Source organism: Halomonas denitrificans (genome assembly GCA_019800895.1).
In the GTDB taxonomy this organism is placed as follows: domain Bacteria; phylum Pseudomonadota; class Gammaproteobacteria; order Xanthomonadales; family Wenzhouxiangellaceae.
Genome location: JAHVKF010000003.1, coordinates 715,745 through 732,844, shown reverse-complemented (window position 1 = coordinate 732,844; position 17,100 = coordinate 715,745). Strand labels below are relative to the sequence as shown.

Sequence of the window (17,100 nt, the reverse complement as noted above, 5' to 3'; positions counted from 1 at the left end):
CGGCGCGCCGGGCTTGGGATTGGCGGGTCAGTTGTCCCCGTCGGTGCGTAGCACCGCAAGGAACGCTTCCTGGGGAATCTCGACGCTGCCGACATTCTTCATCCGCCGCTTGCCCGCCTTCTGCTTCTCGAGCAGCTTGCGCTTGCGGCTGACGTCGCCGCCGTAGCACTTGGCGGTCACGTTCTTGCGGTAGGCCTTGACCGTCGAGCGGGCGATCACGTTCGAGCCGATCGAGGCCTGGATGGCGATATCGAACATCTGGCGCGGGATCAACTCGCGCATCCGCTCGGCCAGGTCGCGGCCCCGCCGCTGCGCCTGGTCCCGGTGGACGATGCTCGACAGCGCGTCGACCCGCTCGCCGTTGATCAGCAGGTCCAGGCGGACGAAGGGGCCGGCCTGGTGTCGGTCGAATGCGTATTCGAACGACGCGAAGCCGCGCGAGCAGGACTTGAGCCGGTCGAAGAAATCGATGACCACCTCGGCCAGCGGGAGCTCGTAGCTGAGCTGCACCTGGCCGCCGAGGAAGCGCATGTCGATCTGTGCGCCGCGCTTCTCCTCGCACAGTCCGATCACCGCGCCGAGGTAGTCCTGGGGAACCAGGATATTCGCGCGGATGACCGGCTCGCGGACCTCGGAAATCTTGTTCAGCGGCGGCAGCGCCGCGGGGTTGTCCAGGCTGATCACTTCGCCGTCGGTCAGCGCGATCTCGTAGACCACGGTCGGCGCGGTGATGATCAGGTCCAGGTCGTACTCGCGCTCCAGCCGCTCCTGGACGATCTCCATGTGGAGCATGCCGAGGAAGCCGCAGCGGAAACCGAAGCCCAGCGCCATCGAGGTCTCGGGCTCGAACTGCAGCGCCGAGTCGTTCAACTGCAGCTTGTCCAGCGCTTCGCGAAGATCCGGATAATCGCTGGCATCGACCGGAAACACGCCGGCGAACACCCGCGGCTGGATGGGCTTGAAGCCCGGCAGCGGCTTCTCCGCGGGATCCTTGGACATCGTCAGCGTGTCGCCGACCGGCGCGCCGTGGATCTCCTTGATACCGGCGGCGATGAAGCCCACCTGGCCGCACTCCAGCGTCTGCTTGATCGTGCGCTTCGGTGTAAAAATGCCGATCTGGTCGGCGTCGTGCTCTTCGCCGGTCGACATCACGGTGATCTTCTCGCCCTTCTTCAGTCGACCCTGCTTGATCCGGATCAGCGAGTTGACGCCGAGATAGTTGTCGAACCACGAGTCGATGATCAGCGCCTTCAGCGGGCCATCGACGTCCTCCGGCGGCGGGATTCGCTTGACGATGGCTTCGAGTACGTCGGCAATGCCGTCGCCGGTCTTGGCGCTGACCAGCAGCGCGTCGCTGGCGTCGATGCCGATGATGTCCTCGATCTGCGCCTTGACCCGGTCGGGATCGGCCGAAGGCAGGTCGATCTTGTTGATCACCGGGATCACTTCCAGGCCCTGCTCGACCGCCGTATAGCAGTTGGCGACGCTCTGCGCCTCGACACCCTGCGCGGCATCGACGACCAGCAGCGCGCCCTCGCAGGCCGACAGCGACCGCGAGACCTCGTAGGAGAAATCCACGTGGCCGGGCGTGTCGATGAAATTCAGCTGGTAGGTCTCGCCGTCGCCGGCCGTGTAGTCCAGGGTGACGCTCTGCGCCTTGATCGTGATCCCGCGTTCGCGCTCGATGTCCATTGAATCGAGGACCTGCTCGGCCATCTCGCGATCGCTCAGTCCGCCGCAGACCTGGATGAACCGGTCGGCCAGGGTCGACTTGCCGTGGTCGACATGGGCGATGATCGAGAAGTTCCGGATCCTGCGTGCACCGCTCATGCGCGCCCTCCACCGGCCATCGCTGCGGCAGGATCGGGGCTACGGGCGGGCTTGTCGAACTTCGCTGGATTCACGAACGGATTTCCGGATGAGTGGATGGAGGCGGCCGGCTTCGCGCCGCAGGCAGGTCGGGTCCGGCAGGGACGCCGACCTCGACCGCGGATTCACGTAGAGGCGCCGCCGCCGGACCGAGCCCGACGGCGGCGATTCCAGCCGCGTAGTATACCGCCGCAGCCTAGCGCTCTGCCTCGGGGGTGTAGGCCACGAAGCGACTGCTGCCGTTGCTCCACAGCAGTACGGCCACGGACCGCCCCGGCTCGAGATCCTCGACGATGGCGCGGAAGGCCTCCATCGAATCGATCGGCCGGTTGTTGATCATCTGCAGCACCTGGCCGCGGCGAATTCCGGCCCGGTAGGCGGCGTCGCTTTCGACGGCGGTGATCATCACCCCGCCGTCGACGCCCTCGAGCTGACGCCGCTGGCCTTCGGTCAGCGGCTCGACCGTGAGCCCCAGCGTATTGGTCGGCGTCGCGTCACTGGCGGGACCGCGGCCGTCGTCGGTCGGCGCTTCTTCGCGCTCGGCCAGTTCGACCGTGAGTGTGCGCTCGTCGCCCCAGCGCGAGATGCGAACTTCGATTTCCTCGCCCGGGCGGATCGACCCGACGATCGGCGGCAGGTCGGAGAAGACCTCGATCGGCCGGCCGGCAACCTCGAGAATGACGTCGCCGGCCTCGATGCCGGCCTCTTCGGCGGCGCTGCCCGGCTCGACGCGGTTGACCAGGGCACCGACCGGCCGGTCGAGGCCCATGGCATCGGCCTGTTCCCGGTTCAGGCCCTGGATGCCCACGCCGAGGTAGCCGCGCGCCACCCGGCCGTACTCGAGCAGCTGCTCGACCGTATCCTCGGCCGTCTCGATCGGGATCGAGAACGACAGGCCGATGTTGCCGCCCGAGGCGCTGAGAATCCACGAGTTGATTCCGACCACCTGGCCGTTCCTGTCGATCAGCGGCCCGCCGGAATTGCCGCGGTTGATCGCAACGTCGGACTGGATGAAGGGAACGTACTGCTGCTGGGCCTGGCTGCGACCCTTGGCGCTGACGATACCGGCGGTCACGCTCTGCTCGAAGCGGAACGGTGAACCGATCGCGATGACCCATTCGCCCGGGCGCAGCGTGGACGAGTCGCCGTAGTCCAGCGTCGGCAGGTCCTCGGCGTCGATCTTGAGCACCGCGACGTCGGTCTCGGCGTCGGAACCGACCAGTTCGGCGACGAACTCGCGCCGGTCCGCCAGGCGCACGATGATCTCGTCGGCGTCCTCGATGACATGATGGTTGGTGACGACCAGGCCGTCGGCCCGGACGATGAAGCCGGAGCCACCGCCCTGCTGGTCGGGCCGGCCGCGCGGCATGCCGTCTCCGTAGGGGTCGAAGAAGCGACGGAACAGCTCGGGAACGTCGTCGGGTGGCTGGGACGGGTTCGCGTCGGGATCGGGACGATCGCCGAAGCGGGTCGTCTCGATGTTGACGACGGCCGGAATCGTGTCTTCGACGACATCGGCGAAGTCATCCGGCATGGCCTGCGCTGCGGCGCCCAGCAGGAGCGCAGCCGCAAGCGCGGCGTGGCGAATCAGCTTGAGTCTGTGGTTCATCTCGATTCGTCCTCGTTGACTGGTGCGAAATTGAGTGTTGCCAGGTTCGGGTGTTGCCAGGAATGCGTCGTGTCGGGCAATCGTGGCCGTGCCGGTGTCCGATTCCGTCCGGTTCGAAGCGGCGAATGCACGCCGCGGATCGTCGGCCCCGGCCGCCCGCTCGGGAATCCACCCCGAGAGATGCAATCACCGACCCGGGGATTCAAGCGCTTCGCAGCCCTCTTCTCCGATCGCCTCGATCCGCGGCCGGAGTCCCACCGGTGTCGAACGGCGAGCCTGCCACAGCGCCGCGAACGCACCGACCAGACCGACGGCCAGCGCGAGGCCGTCCGCCAGTCCGGCGTACCCGGCCCCGATCAGCAGGAGCACGAACGCCAGCAGCGGCAGCAGATAGACCCGGACGGCCGCACCGAGCAAGGCGGCCGTCGCCAGGCCGACCCGGACCGGCGTCCCGGGCTCGACCGCGCAGTCGGTCGGCATCGGCAGCCGGATCGCCCGGCGCGAACCGAACAGGCGGCTCCACTGCGCCGCACCGCAACCGCGGCCGTCCCGGCATCGGCGGCACCGGGCCGGGTCGGGAAACTCCAGCCATCTTCGCCCGCTGACGTCCTCCACGACGAGGGCGGTCTGCCAGAGGCGTTCGGAGCCCATCGGCTCAGCGGAAATGGCGCATCGACGGGTGCTCGGCCCGACGCACGTGCTGGCCGATCGAACGCACCGTGCGCGCCGGCACCTCGCCGACCACGGTCACGATCCGGTCGTCGATGCGGCCGGTGTAGACGTTCATCGAGCCGATCACGTCGAGGTGTTCGGCCACTCGCCGATCACGCACCGGTTCGATGTAGATGGAAAAACTCGACAGGCCGTCGGAGAACAGCAGGTGCTCCAGCGACTCCGCTTCATCGCCCAGGGTGCGCCCGACCGAAACGAGGCGGAACCCGGCCGGTAGCGACTCGGGCATCCAGTACGGGTCCTGGGTTGCGGCGAACGCCGGCTCGCGGGGATCGTCGGCATCGCGGTAGCGCGTGATCCGGGCCGGATCGGCCAGCCCCGAGGACAGTTCGCGGTCGCTGATCCGTGCGCCGAGTTCGAGCTCCACGAACGCAAGGTCCTGGAGCACCTTTCCGTCGGCGTCGAGCAGCACCGAGCGCAACAGCATCGCGGTGCGCTCGTCCAGCCACAGGCGCCGGCCGTAGCGGAACCCGTCGACCGGGAGAATCTCGATGACGCGCGCCGAACGACCGGCGACCCGGGCCCGGGGGCCGACGCGGGCGCGATAGATGCCGTCCGGATGATCGAGGACTTCGAAGGAAATGCGAGGCAACAGGCGCGTCGGGAAGGGGTTGTCGACCACCATCGGCGAATCGCCCGAAACCAGGCTCTGCACCGAATCCCGATCGCGCAGGATTTCCCGCTCCGGGCCGTTGAGGGTCACGATCCGCTCGCGGATGCCGTCGTCGTCGGCCCGGTGATAGACCGCCAGCGTATCGAGCCGTCCGTCGCGGACGCTGACCATGGTGCCCCGGTAGCTGATCGAGGCCACCGCGTGCTCCATCCGGGTCAGCCAGTCGCGGACATCATCGGCGGCATGCGCATCGTCCGGAGCCGGCAGCAAGACCGCCAGCAGCAATCCGAGCACGCGGGCCATGATCATTCGGCGCAGGCGCTCATTCCGGGACGGCGGTTCCGTCGTCCTCGGCCGTGGTGGTCTCCAGCGGAACCGCGGTCACCGGCGCGTCGGAGGTCAGGATCGGGGTGAACGAAACGAAGTTCGAGGCACCCGAGGCCTGGCCGTGCCGGATGATGTACCGGCTGATCCGCTCGCGCGGGTCGTCCGCCGGGGTCGCGGCCGGACTGGCCGGGAGTTCGCTGAAACCCGCCGGTACGGCCTGGCGGCTGAACTGGCGATCCAGCGCCGAACTCTGGCTGACGAACGCCGGCGCCGGTTCGGCGACTTCCGGCCCCGGTGCGATCCGGTTGTCGAGGCCGACCACGGCGATCATCGCAATGCCGGCCGCCAGGGCGCCGCCGATCCCGAAGCGGGCCAGCGGAGACATCCGGGCGACCGGATCGACCCGTTCGTCGGCGATCGCCGCCCGGACGCGGTCGACCAGGTCGACCCGACCGGGAAACTCGTTGTGCAGGCAGGCTCGCGTCATGTGGTAGCGCGTCCAGTCGTCCTGCAGTTCGGCGTCGGTGGTCAGCCGGCGCAGCAGGAACGCGGACTCGCGGCGGTCCAGTTCGCCGTCGACCAGCGCGGACAGATGCTCGTTGTTTCGTTCCAAGGTGCTCACCTCGTGGTGATTTCGGTTGCGTTGCGAGTCGGCGCGCGACTCAATCTGCGGCCCCGTGACCGCCGAGCAGCGGCCGGAGTCGGGCATCGATGGCCTCTCGGGCCCGGAAGATGCGCGATCGAACGGTTCCGATCGGGCAGTCCATGGTCGTGGCGATGTCGTCGTAACTCATGCCGTCCATCTCGCGCAGCGTGATCGCGACCCGGAGGTCTTCCGGCAGCGCAGAGATGGCATCGTTGATCGTCTTCTCGATCTCTTCCTTCAGCAGTTCGTGCTCGGGCGATCCGCGGTCCTTCAGACGCGTATCGACCTGGAATTGTTCCGCGTCGCTTGCATCGACATCCGACAGCGGCGGCCGGCGGCTCTGCGAGACCAGGTGGTTCTTGGCCGTGTTGATCGCGATCCGGTACATCCATGTGTAGAACGCGCTGTCGCCGCGAAAGCGGCCGATCGCGCGATAGGCCTTGATGAACGCCTCCTGCGACACATCCAGCGCCTCGGCGTGATCGGACACGTAGCGCGAGACCAGGCTGACGATCTTGTGCTGGTACTTGCCGACCAGCACGTCGAACGCCCGTTTGTCGCCCTTCTGCACTCGTTCGACCAGTTGTTGATCGATTTCGCGTTCGCCCATCGGGCCGTCCTGCTCCTCGTTGAGTGGTGGCCGACGGCCGGCGACAATCCTAGGACCGCCGCTGCGCCGTCAGGTTCCCGTGAATCCGGTCCAGCTCGGTCATCGGCCCGGCGGTCGTTCGTCCGGCGTCGACCGGTCAGAATTCGCGGGTCACGCGCAGGACCTCGTCCAGCGTCGTGACCCCGGCGATCGCCTTGTGCCAGCCGTCGTCGAAGATTCCTGGACCGGAACGTCGAGCCGTCTCGGCCAGCGCCTGCTCCGGCGCCCGCTCGTGAATCAGGCGCTGCAGGCGATCGTCGATCTCGACCAGTTCGTAGATTCCGGTGCGTCCAGCGTACCCGCTCTCGCCTTCGGCCAGGTCGCGGCGAGGCCGGTACAGGGTCGCCGGTCCGTCGCGCTCGATTCCCGCGGCCGCCAGGTCCTGCTGCGACATCTCCACCGCTTCGCACAGGTCCGGGTCCAGCCTCCGGACCAGCCGCTGGGCGACCACGCCGATCAGGCTGGAGGCCAGCAGGAACGGCTCGACGCCCATGTCGACCAGGCGGTTGATGGCGCCGACCGCCGTATTCGTGTGGAGCGTCGACAGGACGAGATGGCCGGTCAGCGACGCCTGGACCGCGATGCGTGCGGTCTCGAGATCGCGGATCTCCCCGACCATGACCACGTCGGGGTCCTGGCGCAGGATGGCGCGCAGGCCGCGGGCGAAGGTCAGATCGACCTTCGGGTTGACCTGGGTCTGGCCGATGCCGTCGATGTCGTACTCGATCGGATCCTCGACGGTCATGATGTTGCGCCGCCGATCGTTCAGCGCCTGCAGCGCGGCGTACAGGGTGGTCGACTTGCCCGACCCGGTCGGCCCGGTGACCAGCAGGATGCCGTGCGGCCGGCGGATCAGCGCATCGAAGCGGTCGAGCAGCGTGTCGTTCATGCCCAGCTCGGCCAGCGAAAGGCGGCCCGCCTGCTTGTCGAGCAGGCGCAGAACGACGCGTTCGCCGTGGCTCGACGGCAGCGTGGACACGCGCACGTCGACCGGCCGGCCGGCAAGCCTCAGGCCGATCCGGCCGTCCTGGGGCACACGCTTCTCGGCGATGTCCAGGCGCGCCATGACCTTGATCCGCGAAACCACGGGCGCGGCCAGCGCTCGCGACAGGGAAAGCGTCTCGGACAGCACGCCGTCGATGCGGAAACGGATCGCGAGGCGATCCTCGAAGGGTTCGAAATGGACGTCGGAGGCGCCGTCGCGCACGGCCTGCGACAACACGCCGTTGATCAGGCGGATGACCGGCGCATCGTCGGCCGACTCGAGCAGGTCGGACGGCTCGGGCAGCTGCTCGGCCAGGCGGGCGAGATCCAGGTCGTCGTTGAGGTCTGCGGCGACCTGCCGGGCCTCGGCATCGCCGGCCTCGTACAGGCGAGCGATGGCCTCGCCGTAGCCGGCCTCGTCGAGTTTTTCCACGGCGACCGCGCCGTCGAGGTTGCGCCGTACCTCGCGCAGCGCCTCGAGATCGGTCGGCGTCCGGACCAGCAGGCGGTAGCGCCCCTCCGCGTCCCGCCCCGCGACCGTGACGCCGCGGCGGCGGGCGAATCCGAACGACGGTCGGAACGCGTCGCTCATCGTCCCCCGTCGCCGGCCGGCGCCTGCAGGAACGCGTCGAGCTCGGGCAGCAGCGGGGTGTCGGGTCGGCGGATCAGGCCCACTTCGTCCTCGCGCTGCTCGATCTGCCGGTCCCGCAGCAGCGTGTACTTCGACTGCGTGACCGAATCCATCAGCGCCGGGTCGTCGAGGATCCGGGGCCGGATGAACACCATCAGGTTGCGCTTCACGCGGCTGTCGGCTCGATAGGTGAACAGCTCGCCGAGCAGCGGGATCCGGCCCAGCCCCGGCACGCGCTCCGTACCTTCCTGCAGGTCGTCGCTGATCAGGCCGCCGAGCACCAGCATGGCACCGTCGGGGACCATCACCCGGGTCGAGATCGTCCGCTTGTTGGTGATCAGGTCGACCGCGCCGGCGATCGGGGCGAGCGACGAGACTTCCTGGTCGATCGCCAGCATGATCGAGTCGCCCTGGTTGATGTGCGGGGTGACGTTGAGCTTCAGGCCGACCTCGCGGCGCTCGATGGTCTGGAACGGGTTGACCTGGCCGTCGGCGTTGGCGATGCCCTCGGTCAGGAAACTGCCGGACAGGAACGGCACTTCCTGGCCGACGTTGATGCTGGCCGGCTGGTTGTCCATGGTCACGATCGACGGAGTCGACAACACGTTGGTGTTGTTGTCCGTGGCCAGCGCACGCGCCAGGGCGCCGATCTCGAGCAGGTCGATCCCGAGCAGGCTGGTGCGGCCGCCGACGTAGCCGAGGTTCAGGCCGCTGCCGGGCAGCACGGCGGTGCCGCCGTCCTCGCCGGCGCCCAGCCCGGCGCTCAGGTTCAGGATGTTGCGCCCGCCGCTCTGGTAGTTGGTGCCGCCGAAGAAGCCCGAATCGCCGGACTCGAAGAACTGCCACTGGATGCCGAGTTCGCGCCCCGTATCGGCGGCAACCTCGGCGATGATCGCCTCGACCAGCACCTGCGCACGGCGGATGTCGAGCTGCTCGACCACCGCGGCGATCTCGCGGAACACCGACGGCGAGGCGGTGATCACGATCGCATTGGTCGCCGCATGGGCCTGGATCCGGGCCCGCGGACCGCTTTCGCCGGGCTCGTCGACCAGGCTCTCGAGCACCGGGACCATGTCTTCCGCGTCGGCGTAGTTGAGGCGGATGACGCGCGAGCCGCCGGCGGCGTCCAGCGGCGTATCCAGGTGCGTGACCAGCGTGCGCAGGCGCAGCCGCTGGGCCGGCGAGCCGCCGAGGACGAGGCTGTTGGTCCGCGGATCGGCGTGCACCAGCGGGCGATCGCTGCCGTAGATGGCGTTGACCATCTCGGCGAGCTCGTTCGCGCTGGCGTGGTTCAAGGCAAGCACTTCCGGGCCGTCGCCGGTGGCCGCATCCATCCGGCGGAGTACCGATTCGATGCGACGCACGCTGGCGGCGCGATCGCTGACCAGGATGCTGTTCGACGCGGCGTGCGCGGCCAGGTAGGCCGACTGCGGCACCAGCGAGCGAAGCAGCGGCACGGCCTCCTCGGCCCGCACGTGCGAGAGCGCGATCAGGCGGGTGACCTGGTCCTGGGCCCCGGCGCCCGCGTCGCCGTTGGCGCCGAAGCGCGCCGTGGCATCCGGCACGATCCGGGTCACCGTGCCGTCGCTCAGGGCACTGAAGCCATGCACCGCGAGGATCGACAGGAACACTTCGTAGACCTCGTCGGCATCGAGGGCCTCGCTCGACACCACCGTCACCCGCCCGGACACGGCCGGATCGATGACGATGTTGCGGCCGGTGATATCGGCCACGGTGGTGATCAGCGAGCGGATCTCGGCATCCTGGAAATTCAGCACGTGGCCGTCGTCGTTCGCCGGCTGCTGCGCGAACGCCGGCACGGCGAGCGCCAGCACCAGGAGCAGGATCGGTCGGCAGTGGGTCATCGCTTGGTTCCTATGCAGTCGAAGTCGTTGGCGACCGTTGGCGACCGTTGGCAAATCGAAGGCCTCCTCGGGTGCGGAAAGGCGCCTTGCGCCGCCACGCATCGCGACGACCGGGCCCGGTTCAGAAGCCCGAAAGGTCCGGCGTCAGAACCAGCTGACGGTCCCCCCGTCGCACGGTGATCGCGATTCGTTCTCCGGGATTGTAGTCGCCGAACACGGCGCGCACATCGGCCTGGGTCGAAACGGGCCGGCCGTTGATGGCCAGGACGACGTCGTTGAGCTCGAAACCGAGGCGCTGGAACAGCGCCGCGTCGCGGCCGGCGCGCACCCGGAACCCGCCGCCGGCCACCGGCAGGATGGTGATCTCCCGGGCCAGCCGATCCGGATCGAGCGTGAATGCAGAGGTCAGTGACGACAGCGAGCCCGCGCCGATGCCCGCCGGCGCATCCGCGTCGCCGTTCCGGGCCGCCGCCGTCTGCGCCATCGATCGCGCGGAGGACGACGCCGCACGGGCCGGACCGGCGGTCGCTTCGGCACCGCCCGGCAAGGCGAGTGCCTCGATCCGACCGCTGCGCCGGAGCAGCACCCTGCGGGTTTCGATCTCGGTCACCCGGGCGTCGCCGGGCAGCTCGTCGCCGACCCGGTAGACGCCCTCGTTGCCGTCGGCGTCGACGATGATGGCGTAGCCGTTGCGCCCGGCCACGGCGCCACGCAGGCGCAGCTTCAACGGCGTCGGCTCGACCGCCTGCACCAGCCCGTAGTCCTGAGCCGCCGGCTCGCCGAACAGGCCCCAGTCGACCTCGGTCAGCGGTTCCGTGGCCCTCGAGATGGCGACGTCGGGAAGATCGATGGCCGGGGCTGCGGGAAGGCGAGGACCGGTCACGGCCTGTTCGATCAGCACCGCCGCGGCCAGCGCGCAGGCCAGCAGCGCCAGCACGCGAAGGAGACGATCGAACGGCGCTCTCGACGAGGTCAGCGTGTGCATGGCGGGTCGGAGGCGCTCCGCGATACCGGACTCGGCCGGCAGGTTAGCACGGGGTGGCGCGGATCAGGACCGGCGTCCTCCGCCCCCGCGACGGCCACCTCCGCCGCGCCGTCCGCCACCCTTGCGGCGTCGGTCCGGCGTTGCGCTGCTGGCCTTCGGCGGCAATGCGCGATCGAGCTTCGGCAAGTCGTCCGCGTCATGCTCCTCCATCGGGATCGGCTTGCCGATGTACTCCTCGATCTCGGGCAGGTGGAACGCGTAATCCTCGCAGGCGAAGCTGATCGCCTCGCCGAGCGCGCCCAGGCGGGCCGTCCGGCCGATCCGGTGGACGTAGTCGGCAGCGTCCTGCGGCAGGTCGTAATTGATCACGTGGCTCACACCGGGAATGTGCAGTCCGCGGGCCGCCACGTCGGTCGCGACCAGGATCGGCAGCGCGCCGTCGTGGAACTTCTTCAGCAGCGTCTGGCGCTTGTTCTGCCGAACGGAGCCGGCCAGCATCGCCGATTCGAACCCGTTGCCGCGCAGCGTGCGGTCGACCACGTCGGCGGCGCGCCGGGTATTGACGAACACGATCACGTGGCCGTCGTCCATGCCCCGCAGCAGCTTGACCAGCAGGCCGGGCTTCTCGTTGTTGGCCGGGTAGTAGACGACCTGGCGAACCCGGTCGGTGGTCTTCCGGTCTTCGTCGATGCGGATGGTCTCGGCATCGTTCATGTGCTCGTAGGCCAGCTCCGTGACCTTCAGCGGGAAGGTCGCCGAGAACATCAGGCACTGCCGCTTGTCGACCGGCGGCATCGCACGGAACAGGTAGCGGATGTCGCTGATGAAGCCGAGATCGAACATCCGGTCGGCCTCGTCGAGCACCGCGATCCGGATCTTCTCCAGCGAGAACACGCGCTGCTTGTAGAAGTCGATCATCCGACCCGGCGTGCCGATCAGCACGTCCACGCCTTCGGCCAGGATGTCGCGCTGCTTCTGGTAGTCGACGCCGCCGTAGGACAGGCCGAAGCTAAGCCCCGTGTGCTTGCCGAGCTGCATGGCGTCCTTGTGGATCTGGATCGCCAGTTCGCGCGTCGGCGCGATGACCACCGCTCGAGGATGGTGACCGGACGCCGACGGGTCGGGATCGGCCAGCAGGTTCTTGAAGATCGCGAGCAGGAAGGCGGCGGTCTTGCCCGTGCCGGTGCGGGCCTGGCCGGCCACGTCGCGGCCGTCGAGGGCCAGCGGCAGCGTCCGCGCCTGGATCGGTGTGCAACGCTCGAAGCCGGCGTCGGCCAGGCTGCGGGTGATCGCCTCGGGCAGGTCGAAGCTCGAGAAGGAGACGTCGGTGAGGACGCGCTCGGCATCCTCGGCGGAAAGGGTCTGGGGGGCTGCGGTGGATTCGGTCACGGATACCTTCTTGATTCGTCGGGGGCTGGCCCAGCGGCGGTCCGCCGTCGAACGGCGCTGACGCGAGCTCTCGGGACGCGGATTCGAAGTCCCGGGAACCGGACCGGGCGCCGGAACTCGTCGGAATCGAATCCGTCGACGGGACCCTGCACTTGAAATCGGGCGCGGCCAGCCGGATGTAGCGATGCAGCAAGAGTCGGTGCGCACCGCTTTTGCGCTATTCTAGCACTGGATCGGTCGCTCGCCGATTCCATCCCCGGCGGTGCAGAACCGCACCCCACCCCACCCAACACGAGGAGACCCCAGTCGTGTCCGACAAGATTACCCACGTTACCGACGCTTCCTTCGAACAGGACGTCCTGCAGTCCGAACACCCCGTCCTCGTCGATTACTGGGCCGAGTGGTGCGGACCGTGCAAGATGATCGAACCGATCCTGCACGAACTCGCCGACGACTACGACGGAAAGCTGAAGATCGCCAAGGTCAACATCGACGAGAACCAGCAGATCACCAGCCAGTTCAAGATCCGCGGCATCCCGACGCTGATGATCTTCGACGGCGGAAAGGTCCAGGGGATGAAGGTCGGTGCCGTGACCAAGGGCGTGCTCAAGGAATTCATCGACCAGCACGTCTGATCCGCTGGCATCGGGGCGCCCGTCCGCACCGGCTCCCGGTCTGGACGGCGCGCCGCGATGGTGCTAACCTTTCCGCATCCTGAGCAGGCAGCCGCCTGCCGACACTAGATACTCCAGCAACCTCTCGGAACGGCAGTCTCGTTCCTCGCCCGCCATGCCGTGGGCACGACTCGTCGATTGCCCGGCCGCGACCCCGGCCGCACGATCGACCGATGTTGCGCGTCGATCGCGCCCGGGCCGCAGGCTTCCGGCGCGCACGACTCCAGGCTTTCCCAGGCGTATTCCAAGGCACGTAGAAACCACAAATGAATCTCACCGACCTGAAGAAACTGTCCGTGCAGGACCTCATCGAGATGGCGTCCGAACTCGGCATCGAGAACATCGGCCGCTCGAAGAAGCAGGACGTCATCTTCGCCATCCTCAAGGCGCGTGCGAAGAAGAAGGAGCCGATCTACGGCGACGGCGTGCTCGAAATCCTGCAGGACGGCTTCGGCTTTCTGCGCTCCTCCCTCGGTTCGTACATGGCCGGCCCGGACGACATCTACGTCTCTCCGAGCCAGATTCGCCGCTTCAATCTCCGCACCGGCGACATGATCTCCGGCAAGATTCGCCCACCGAAGGATTCCGAGCGCTACTTCGCGCTGCTCAAGGTCGAGGAGATCAACTACGACCGACCCGAGGCCAGCAAGAACAAGATCCTGTTCGAGAACCTGACCCCGGAGTTTCCGCGCGAGCAGTTCACGCTCGAACGCGGCAACGGCTCCAGCGAGGACGTGACCGGGCGGATCATCGACCTGATCGCCCCGATCGGCAAGGGCCAGCGCGGCCTGATCGTTTCGCCCCCCAAGGCCGGCAAGACCATGCTGCTGCAGCACGTGGCGCTGGCGATCCGGGCCAACAACCCGGACGCCCACATGATCATCCTGCTGATCGACGAGCGCCCCGAGGAAGTCACGGAAATGCAGCGCACCGTCGATGCCGAGGTCATTTCCTCGACCTTCGACGAACCGGCCACGCGCCACGTCCAGGTCGCCGACATGGTGATCGAACGGGCCAAGCGGCTGGTCGAGCACAAGCTCGACGTGGTCATCCTGCTCGATTCCATCACCCGTCTGGCCCGGGCCTACAACACCGTCGTGCCGTCGTCGGGCAAGGTCCTGACCGGCGGCGTCGATGCGAACGCCCTGCAGCGCCCGAAGCGGTTCTTCGGCGCCGCGCGAAAGATCGAGGGCGGCGGCAGCCTGACCATCGTCGCCACCGCGCTGGTCGATACGGGCTCGAAGATGGACGAAGTGATCTACGAGGAATTCAAGGGCACCGGCAACATGGAAGTGCACCTGAGCCGTCGGATTTCGGAGAAGCGCGTGTTTCCGGCCATCGACATCAATCGCTCGGGCACTCGACGGGAAGAAAAGATGGTCGACAACGAGCTGCTTCAGAAGATCTGGATCCTGCGCCGGATCCTGCACCCGATGGACGAAATCCAGGCGATCGAGTTCATGCTCGACAAGTTGAAGGCGACCAAGACCAACGAGGAATTCTTCAACTACATGAAGCGCTGACCAGCGGCGCCCGTCAGACGATCGCTCCCCACGCCCGGCCCTGCCGGGCGTTCTTCGTTTCGGGGCGGCGGAACGTGGGTGGCGCCTCGCGAGCGCCACTCGGTCACGAACGGCCGATCAGGGACGGACGGGCGGTGACCGACGCGTTCGCGCCTGCCCGGCCGACCCCGGAGGCAGGATCGGCGAGCCGGCCCCGGCGAGGCCGGGTGCCGGGTTCCTGCAACCGGTCGCGTCGGCCGAGCAGCGAAACCCGGCAGGACCGCCCTTCAGAACGGCAGACCGCCTCCCCCGCCCGGCATACCGCCGCCACCGGGCATGCCGCCGCCCGGCATCCGCTTGAGCAGCTTCTTCATGGCGCCCTTGCTGCCCATCTTCTTCATCATCTTCTGCATCTGCTTGTGCTGCTTGAGCACCTTGTTGACCTCCTGGATCGAGGTCCCGGAGCCCTGCGCGATGCGGCGCTTCCGCGAGCCGTTGATCGTGTCCGGGTAGCTGCGTTCCTTCGGCGTCATCGAGTTGACGATGGCGATCATGTGGCGGGTCGCGTTGCCCTGGAGCTGCGCCTTGGCGGCATCGGGAAGGTTGCCCATGCCGGGCAGCTTGTCGGCCAGCGCACCGAGCCCGCCGAGGTTTTCCATCTGCTCGAGCTGGGTCTTGAAGTCGTCGAGCCCGAAGCGACGCGAGGCCTTGCCGACCTTGCCGGCGAGCTTCTTCGCTTCCTTTTCGTCGACCTTGCGCTGGACGTCCTCGACCAGGCTGAGCACGTCGCCCATGCCGAGGATCCGGGCCGCCAGCCGGTCGGGGTGGAACGGCTCCAGGCCGTCGAGCTTCTCGCCGGTACCGAGGAACTTGATCGGGACCCCGGTAATGGTCCGGACCGACAGCGCGGCACCGCCGCGAGCGTCGCCATCGGTCTTGGTCAGGATCACTCCGGTCAGCGGCAGCGCGTCGTGGAAGGCCTTGGCCGTATTCGCCGCGTCCTGGCCGGTCATCGAATCGACCACGAACAGCGTCTCGGCAGGATCGACCGCCGCGTGGAGACGACGGATCTCGTCCATCATCGCCTCGTCGATGCCGAGCCGGCCGGCCGTATCGATGATCACCACATCGGCGACCTGCTTGCGCGCCTCGGCCACCGCGGCCTCGGCGATCTTCACCGCGTCGTCGGTCTCCGGGTGGCGATAGAACATCGCGCCGGCCTGGCCGGCGACGGTTTCGAGCTGATCGATCGCCGCCGGGCGGTAGATATCGGCCGAGGCGACGAGCACCTTCTTGTTCTCGCGCTCGGCCAGGAGCCTGGCCAGCTTGCCGGTGGTGGTGGTCTTGCCCGCACCCTGCAGGCCGGCCATCAGCATGACCACCGGCGGCGTACGATTCAGCGCGAGCGGCGCTCGATCGCCGCCGAGCACGCGCTCGAGTTCGTCGTGAACGATCTTGACCAGCGCCTCCCCGGGCTTGAGGCTGGTCAGGACCTTCTGGCCGACCGCCCGCTCCCGCACCTGGTCGATGAAGGACTTGACCACAGGCAGCGCGACGTCGGCCTCGAGCAGGGCCCGGCGCACGTCGCGCAGCGCTTCGGAGATGTTGTCCTCGGTCAGCTTGCCTCGTCCGCGCAAGCGGTTCAGCGAGTCACCGAGTCTCTGGCTCAATTGATCGAACATGGCGGGTCCGGTCTGGGGTTTCGGGAACGCTGCGATTATACTGGTCGATCATGCCGCCCCGTCGCCGCCGTTCGCTTTCCGGCCGCGCCACGGAATCGGCATCGCCCGTTCACGAGAACCGACGTCCTTGACCCCGAGCCTGCCCGTCATCATCGCCTCCGCGCTCTACCTGCTCGCCGCGCCGGCGCTGGCCGTCGGCCTGCGCGACGAGCACTCCGGCGCACGCGCGCTCGGGCTCCTGCTCGCCGTCGCCGCACTGCTGGGCCACGGCTGGATCGAGCTCGCCCAGATGCGGGCGGTCGGCGGGTTCACGGCCGACTTCTTCAGTTCCCTGTCGCTCGTCGCGCTGATCGTCAACGCGATCCTGCTCGCCGCCTGCATCCGGTTCCCCGTGCTGGAGCTCCTTCCCGTGGCCCTGCCGGGCGCTGCCCTGTTGCTGGTGCTCCAGGGTGTGTTCTCGCCCGAACCGACCGCTTTGGCGCTGGCGGATCCGCGCATCGAGATCCACGTGATCAGCTCGCTGCTGGCCTACTCGGTCCTGCTGATCGCCGCGATGAACGCGATCTTCATCTTCGTCCAGCACCAGATGCTGCACCGGCGGCGCAGCGCACGCCTCCTCGACGCGCTGCCGCCGCTGACCTCGATGGAGCGTCTGCTGTTCCAGCTGATCGCGGCCGGCTGGCTGCTGCTCTGCGTGAGCCTGGGCACCGGCCTGGTGTTCGTCGACGACCTGTTCGCCCAGCACCTCGTGCACAAGACCGTGCTGTCGCTGCTCGCCTGGCTGATCTTCGGCGTGCTGCTCTATGGACGCTGGCGCCACGGCTGGCGGGGCATGCGCGTGGTCCGTCTCTGCCTGGTCGGCATGGTCGTCCTGCTGTTGGCGTACTTCGGCAGCAAGGCCGTTCTGGAACTCGTCCTCGATCGCCGCTGGCAGGCCGACTGA

General features: G+C 68.0%; 14 protein-coding genes. 3 read left to right on the top strand and 11 right to left on the bottom strand.

From position 1 onward, the window contains the following. Nucleotides 1-27 precede the first annotated feature (27 nt). From lepA to KUV67_11830, 10 genes are all read right to left on the bottom strand, one after another. Nucleotides 28-1,830: a translation elongation factor 4 gene (lepA, locus tag KUV67_11875; GenBank protein MBY6205582.1), complete on the bottom strand. Its 1,803-nt coding sequence runs from the start codon at nt 1,828-1,830 to the stop codon at nt 28-30. Nucleotides 1,831-2,065: 235 nt separating this feature from the next. After that, complete coding sequence (locus KUV67_11870) at nt 2,066-3,478, bottom strand: DegQ family serine endoprotease (GenBank protein ID MBY6205581.1); 1,413 nt, start codon at nt 3,476-3,478, stop codon at nt 2,066-2,068. 186 nt (nt 3,479-3,664) lie between these two features. Continuing rightward, complete coding sequence (locus KUV67_11865; protein MBY6205580.1) at nt 3,665-4,129, bottom strand: SoxR reducing system RseC family protein; 465 nt, start codon at nt 4,127-4,129, stop codon at nt 3,665-3,667. A 4-nt stretch (nt 4,130-4,133) separates the two neighbouring features. Beyond that, on the bottom strand, nt 4,134-5,132 hold the full coding sequence (locus KUV67_11860) for a MucB/RseB C-terminal domain-containing protein (protein MBY6205579.1): 999 nt from the start codon (nt 5,130-5,132) through the stop codon (nt 4,134-4,136). Nucleotides 5,133-5,145: 13 nt separating this feature from the next. After that, nucleotides 5,146-5,763 (bottom strand): sigma-E factor negative regulatory protein, encoded by a 618-nt coding sequence (locus KUV67_11855; GenBank protein ID MBY6205578.1) that lies wholly within the window; start codon nt 5,761-5,763, stop codon nt 5,146-5,148. 49 nt (nt 5,764-5,812) lie between these two features. Next, entirely contained in the window at nt 5,813-6,406 is a 594-nt protein-coding gene (rpoE, locus tag KUV67_11850; protein MBY6205577.1) for an RNA polymerase sigma factor RpoE, read from the bottom strand. Nucleotides 6,407-6,542: 136 nt separating this feature from the next. Continuing rightward, nucleotides 6,543-8,021, bottom strand: a complete 1,479-nt coding sequence (gspE, locus tag KUV67_11845; protein MBY6205576.1) for a type II secretion system ATPase GspE — start codon at nt 8,019-8,021, stop codon at nt 6,543-6,545. Then, nucleotides 8,018-9,925: a type II secretion system protein GspD gene (locus KUV67_11840; protein ID MBY6205575.1), complete on the bottom strand. Its 1,908-nt coding sequence runs from the start codon at nt 9,923-9,925 to the stop codon at nt 8,018-8,020. Before KUV67_11840 ends, gspE begins: the two co-directional genes overlap by 4 nt. 121 nt (nt 9,926-10,046) lie before the next feature. Beyond that, nucleotides 10,047-10,910, bottom strand: a complete 864-nt coding sequence (locus tag KUV67_11835; protein ID MBY6205574.1) for a PDZ domain-containing protein — start codon at nt 10,908-10,910, stop codon at nt 10,047-10,049. 63 nt (nt 10,911-10,973) lie between these two features. Then, nucleotides 10,974-12,299, bottom strand: a complete 1,326-nt coding sequence (locus tag KUV67_11830) for a DEAD/DEAH box helicase (protein MBY6205573.1) — start codon at nt 12,297-12,299, stop codon at nt 10,974-10,976. Nucleotides 12,300-12,607: 308 nt separating this feature from the next. Between KUV67_11830 and trxA the strand changes: the two genes are divergently transcribed. Further along, nucleotides 12,608-12,934, top strand: a complete 327-nt coding sequence (trxA, locus tag KUV67_11825) for a thioredoxin TrxA (GenBank protein ID MBY6205572.1) — start codon at nt 12,608-12,610, stop codon at nt 12,932-12,934. A 305-nt stretch (nt 12,935-13,239) separates the two neighbouring features. Continuing rightward, nucleotides 13,240-14,496, top strand: coding sequence for a transcription termination factor Rho (gene rho, locus KUV67_11820; GenBank protein MBY6205571.1), 1,257 nt, complete (start codon nt 13,240-13,242; stop codon nt 14,494-14,496). Between the two features lie 266 nt (nt 14,497-14,762). Here rho and ffh read toward each other — a convergent pair whose 3' ends face one another. After that, the gene (gene ffh, locus KUV67_11815; protein ID MBY6205570.1) at nt 14,763-16,157 is read right to left on the bottom strand and encodes a signal recognition particle protein; all 1,395 of its coding nucleotides are present in this window, start codon (nt 16,155-16,157) and stop codon (nt 14,763-14,765) included. Between the two features lie 127 nt (nt 16,158-16,284). Between ffh and ccsA the strand changes: the two genes are divergently transcribed. Then, nucleotides 16,285-17,100, top strand: coding sequence for a cytochrome c biogenesis protein CcsA (gene ccsA, locus KUV67_11810; GenBank protein ID MBY6205569.1), 816 nt, complete (start codon nt 16,285-16,287; stop codon nt 17,098-17,100).

Bases quoted from the DNA above. Each gene is read 5' to 3' on its own strand.
- KUV67_11860 (MBY6205579.1), bottom strand. From the start codon at position 5,132: ATGATCATGGCCCGCGTGCTCGGATTGCTGCTGGCGGTCTTGCTGCCG.
- lepA (MBY6205582.1), bottom strand. From the start codon at position 1,830: ATGAGCGGTGCACGCAGGATCCGGAACTTCTCGATCATCGCCCATGTC.
- gspE (MBY6205576.1), bottom strand. From the start codon at position 8,021: ATGAGCGACGCGTTCCGACCGTCGTTCGGATTCGCCCGCCGCCGCGGC.
- KUV67_11865 (MBY6205580.1), bottom strand. From the start codon at position 4,129: ATGGGCTCCGAACGCCTCTGGCAGACCGCCCTCGTCGTGGAGGACGTC.
- rho (MBY6205571.1), top strand. From the start codon at position 13,240: ATGAATCTCACCGACCTGAAGAAACTGTCCGTGCAGGACCTCATCGAG.
- rpoE (MBY6205577.1), bottom strand. From the start codon at position 6,406: ATGGGCGAACGCGAAATCGATCAACAACTGGTCGAACGAGTGCAGAAG.
- KUV67_11835 (MBY6205574.1), bottom strand. From the start codon at position 10,910: ATGCACACGCTGACCTCGTCGAGAGCGCCGTTCGATCGTCTCCTTCGC.
- ffh (MBY6205570.1), bottom strand. From the start codon at position 16,157: ATGTTCGATCAATTGAGCCAGAGACTCGGTGACTCGCTGAACCGCTTG.
- KUV67_11840 (MBY6205575.1), bottom strand. From the start codon at position 9,925: ATGACCCACTGCCGACCGATCCTGCTCCTGGTGCTGGCGCTCGCCGTG.
- KUV67_11870 (MBY6205581.1), bottom strand. From the start codon at position 3,478: ATGAACCACAGACTCAAGCTGATTCGCCACGCCGCGCTTGCGGCTGCG.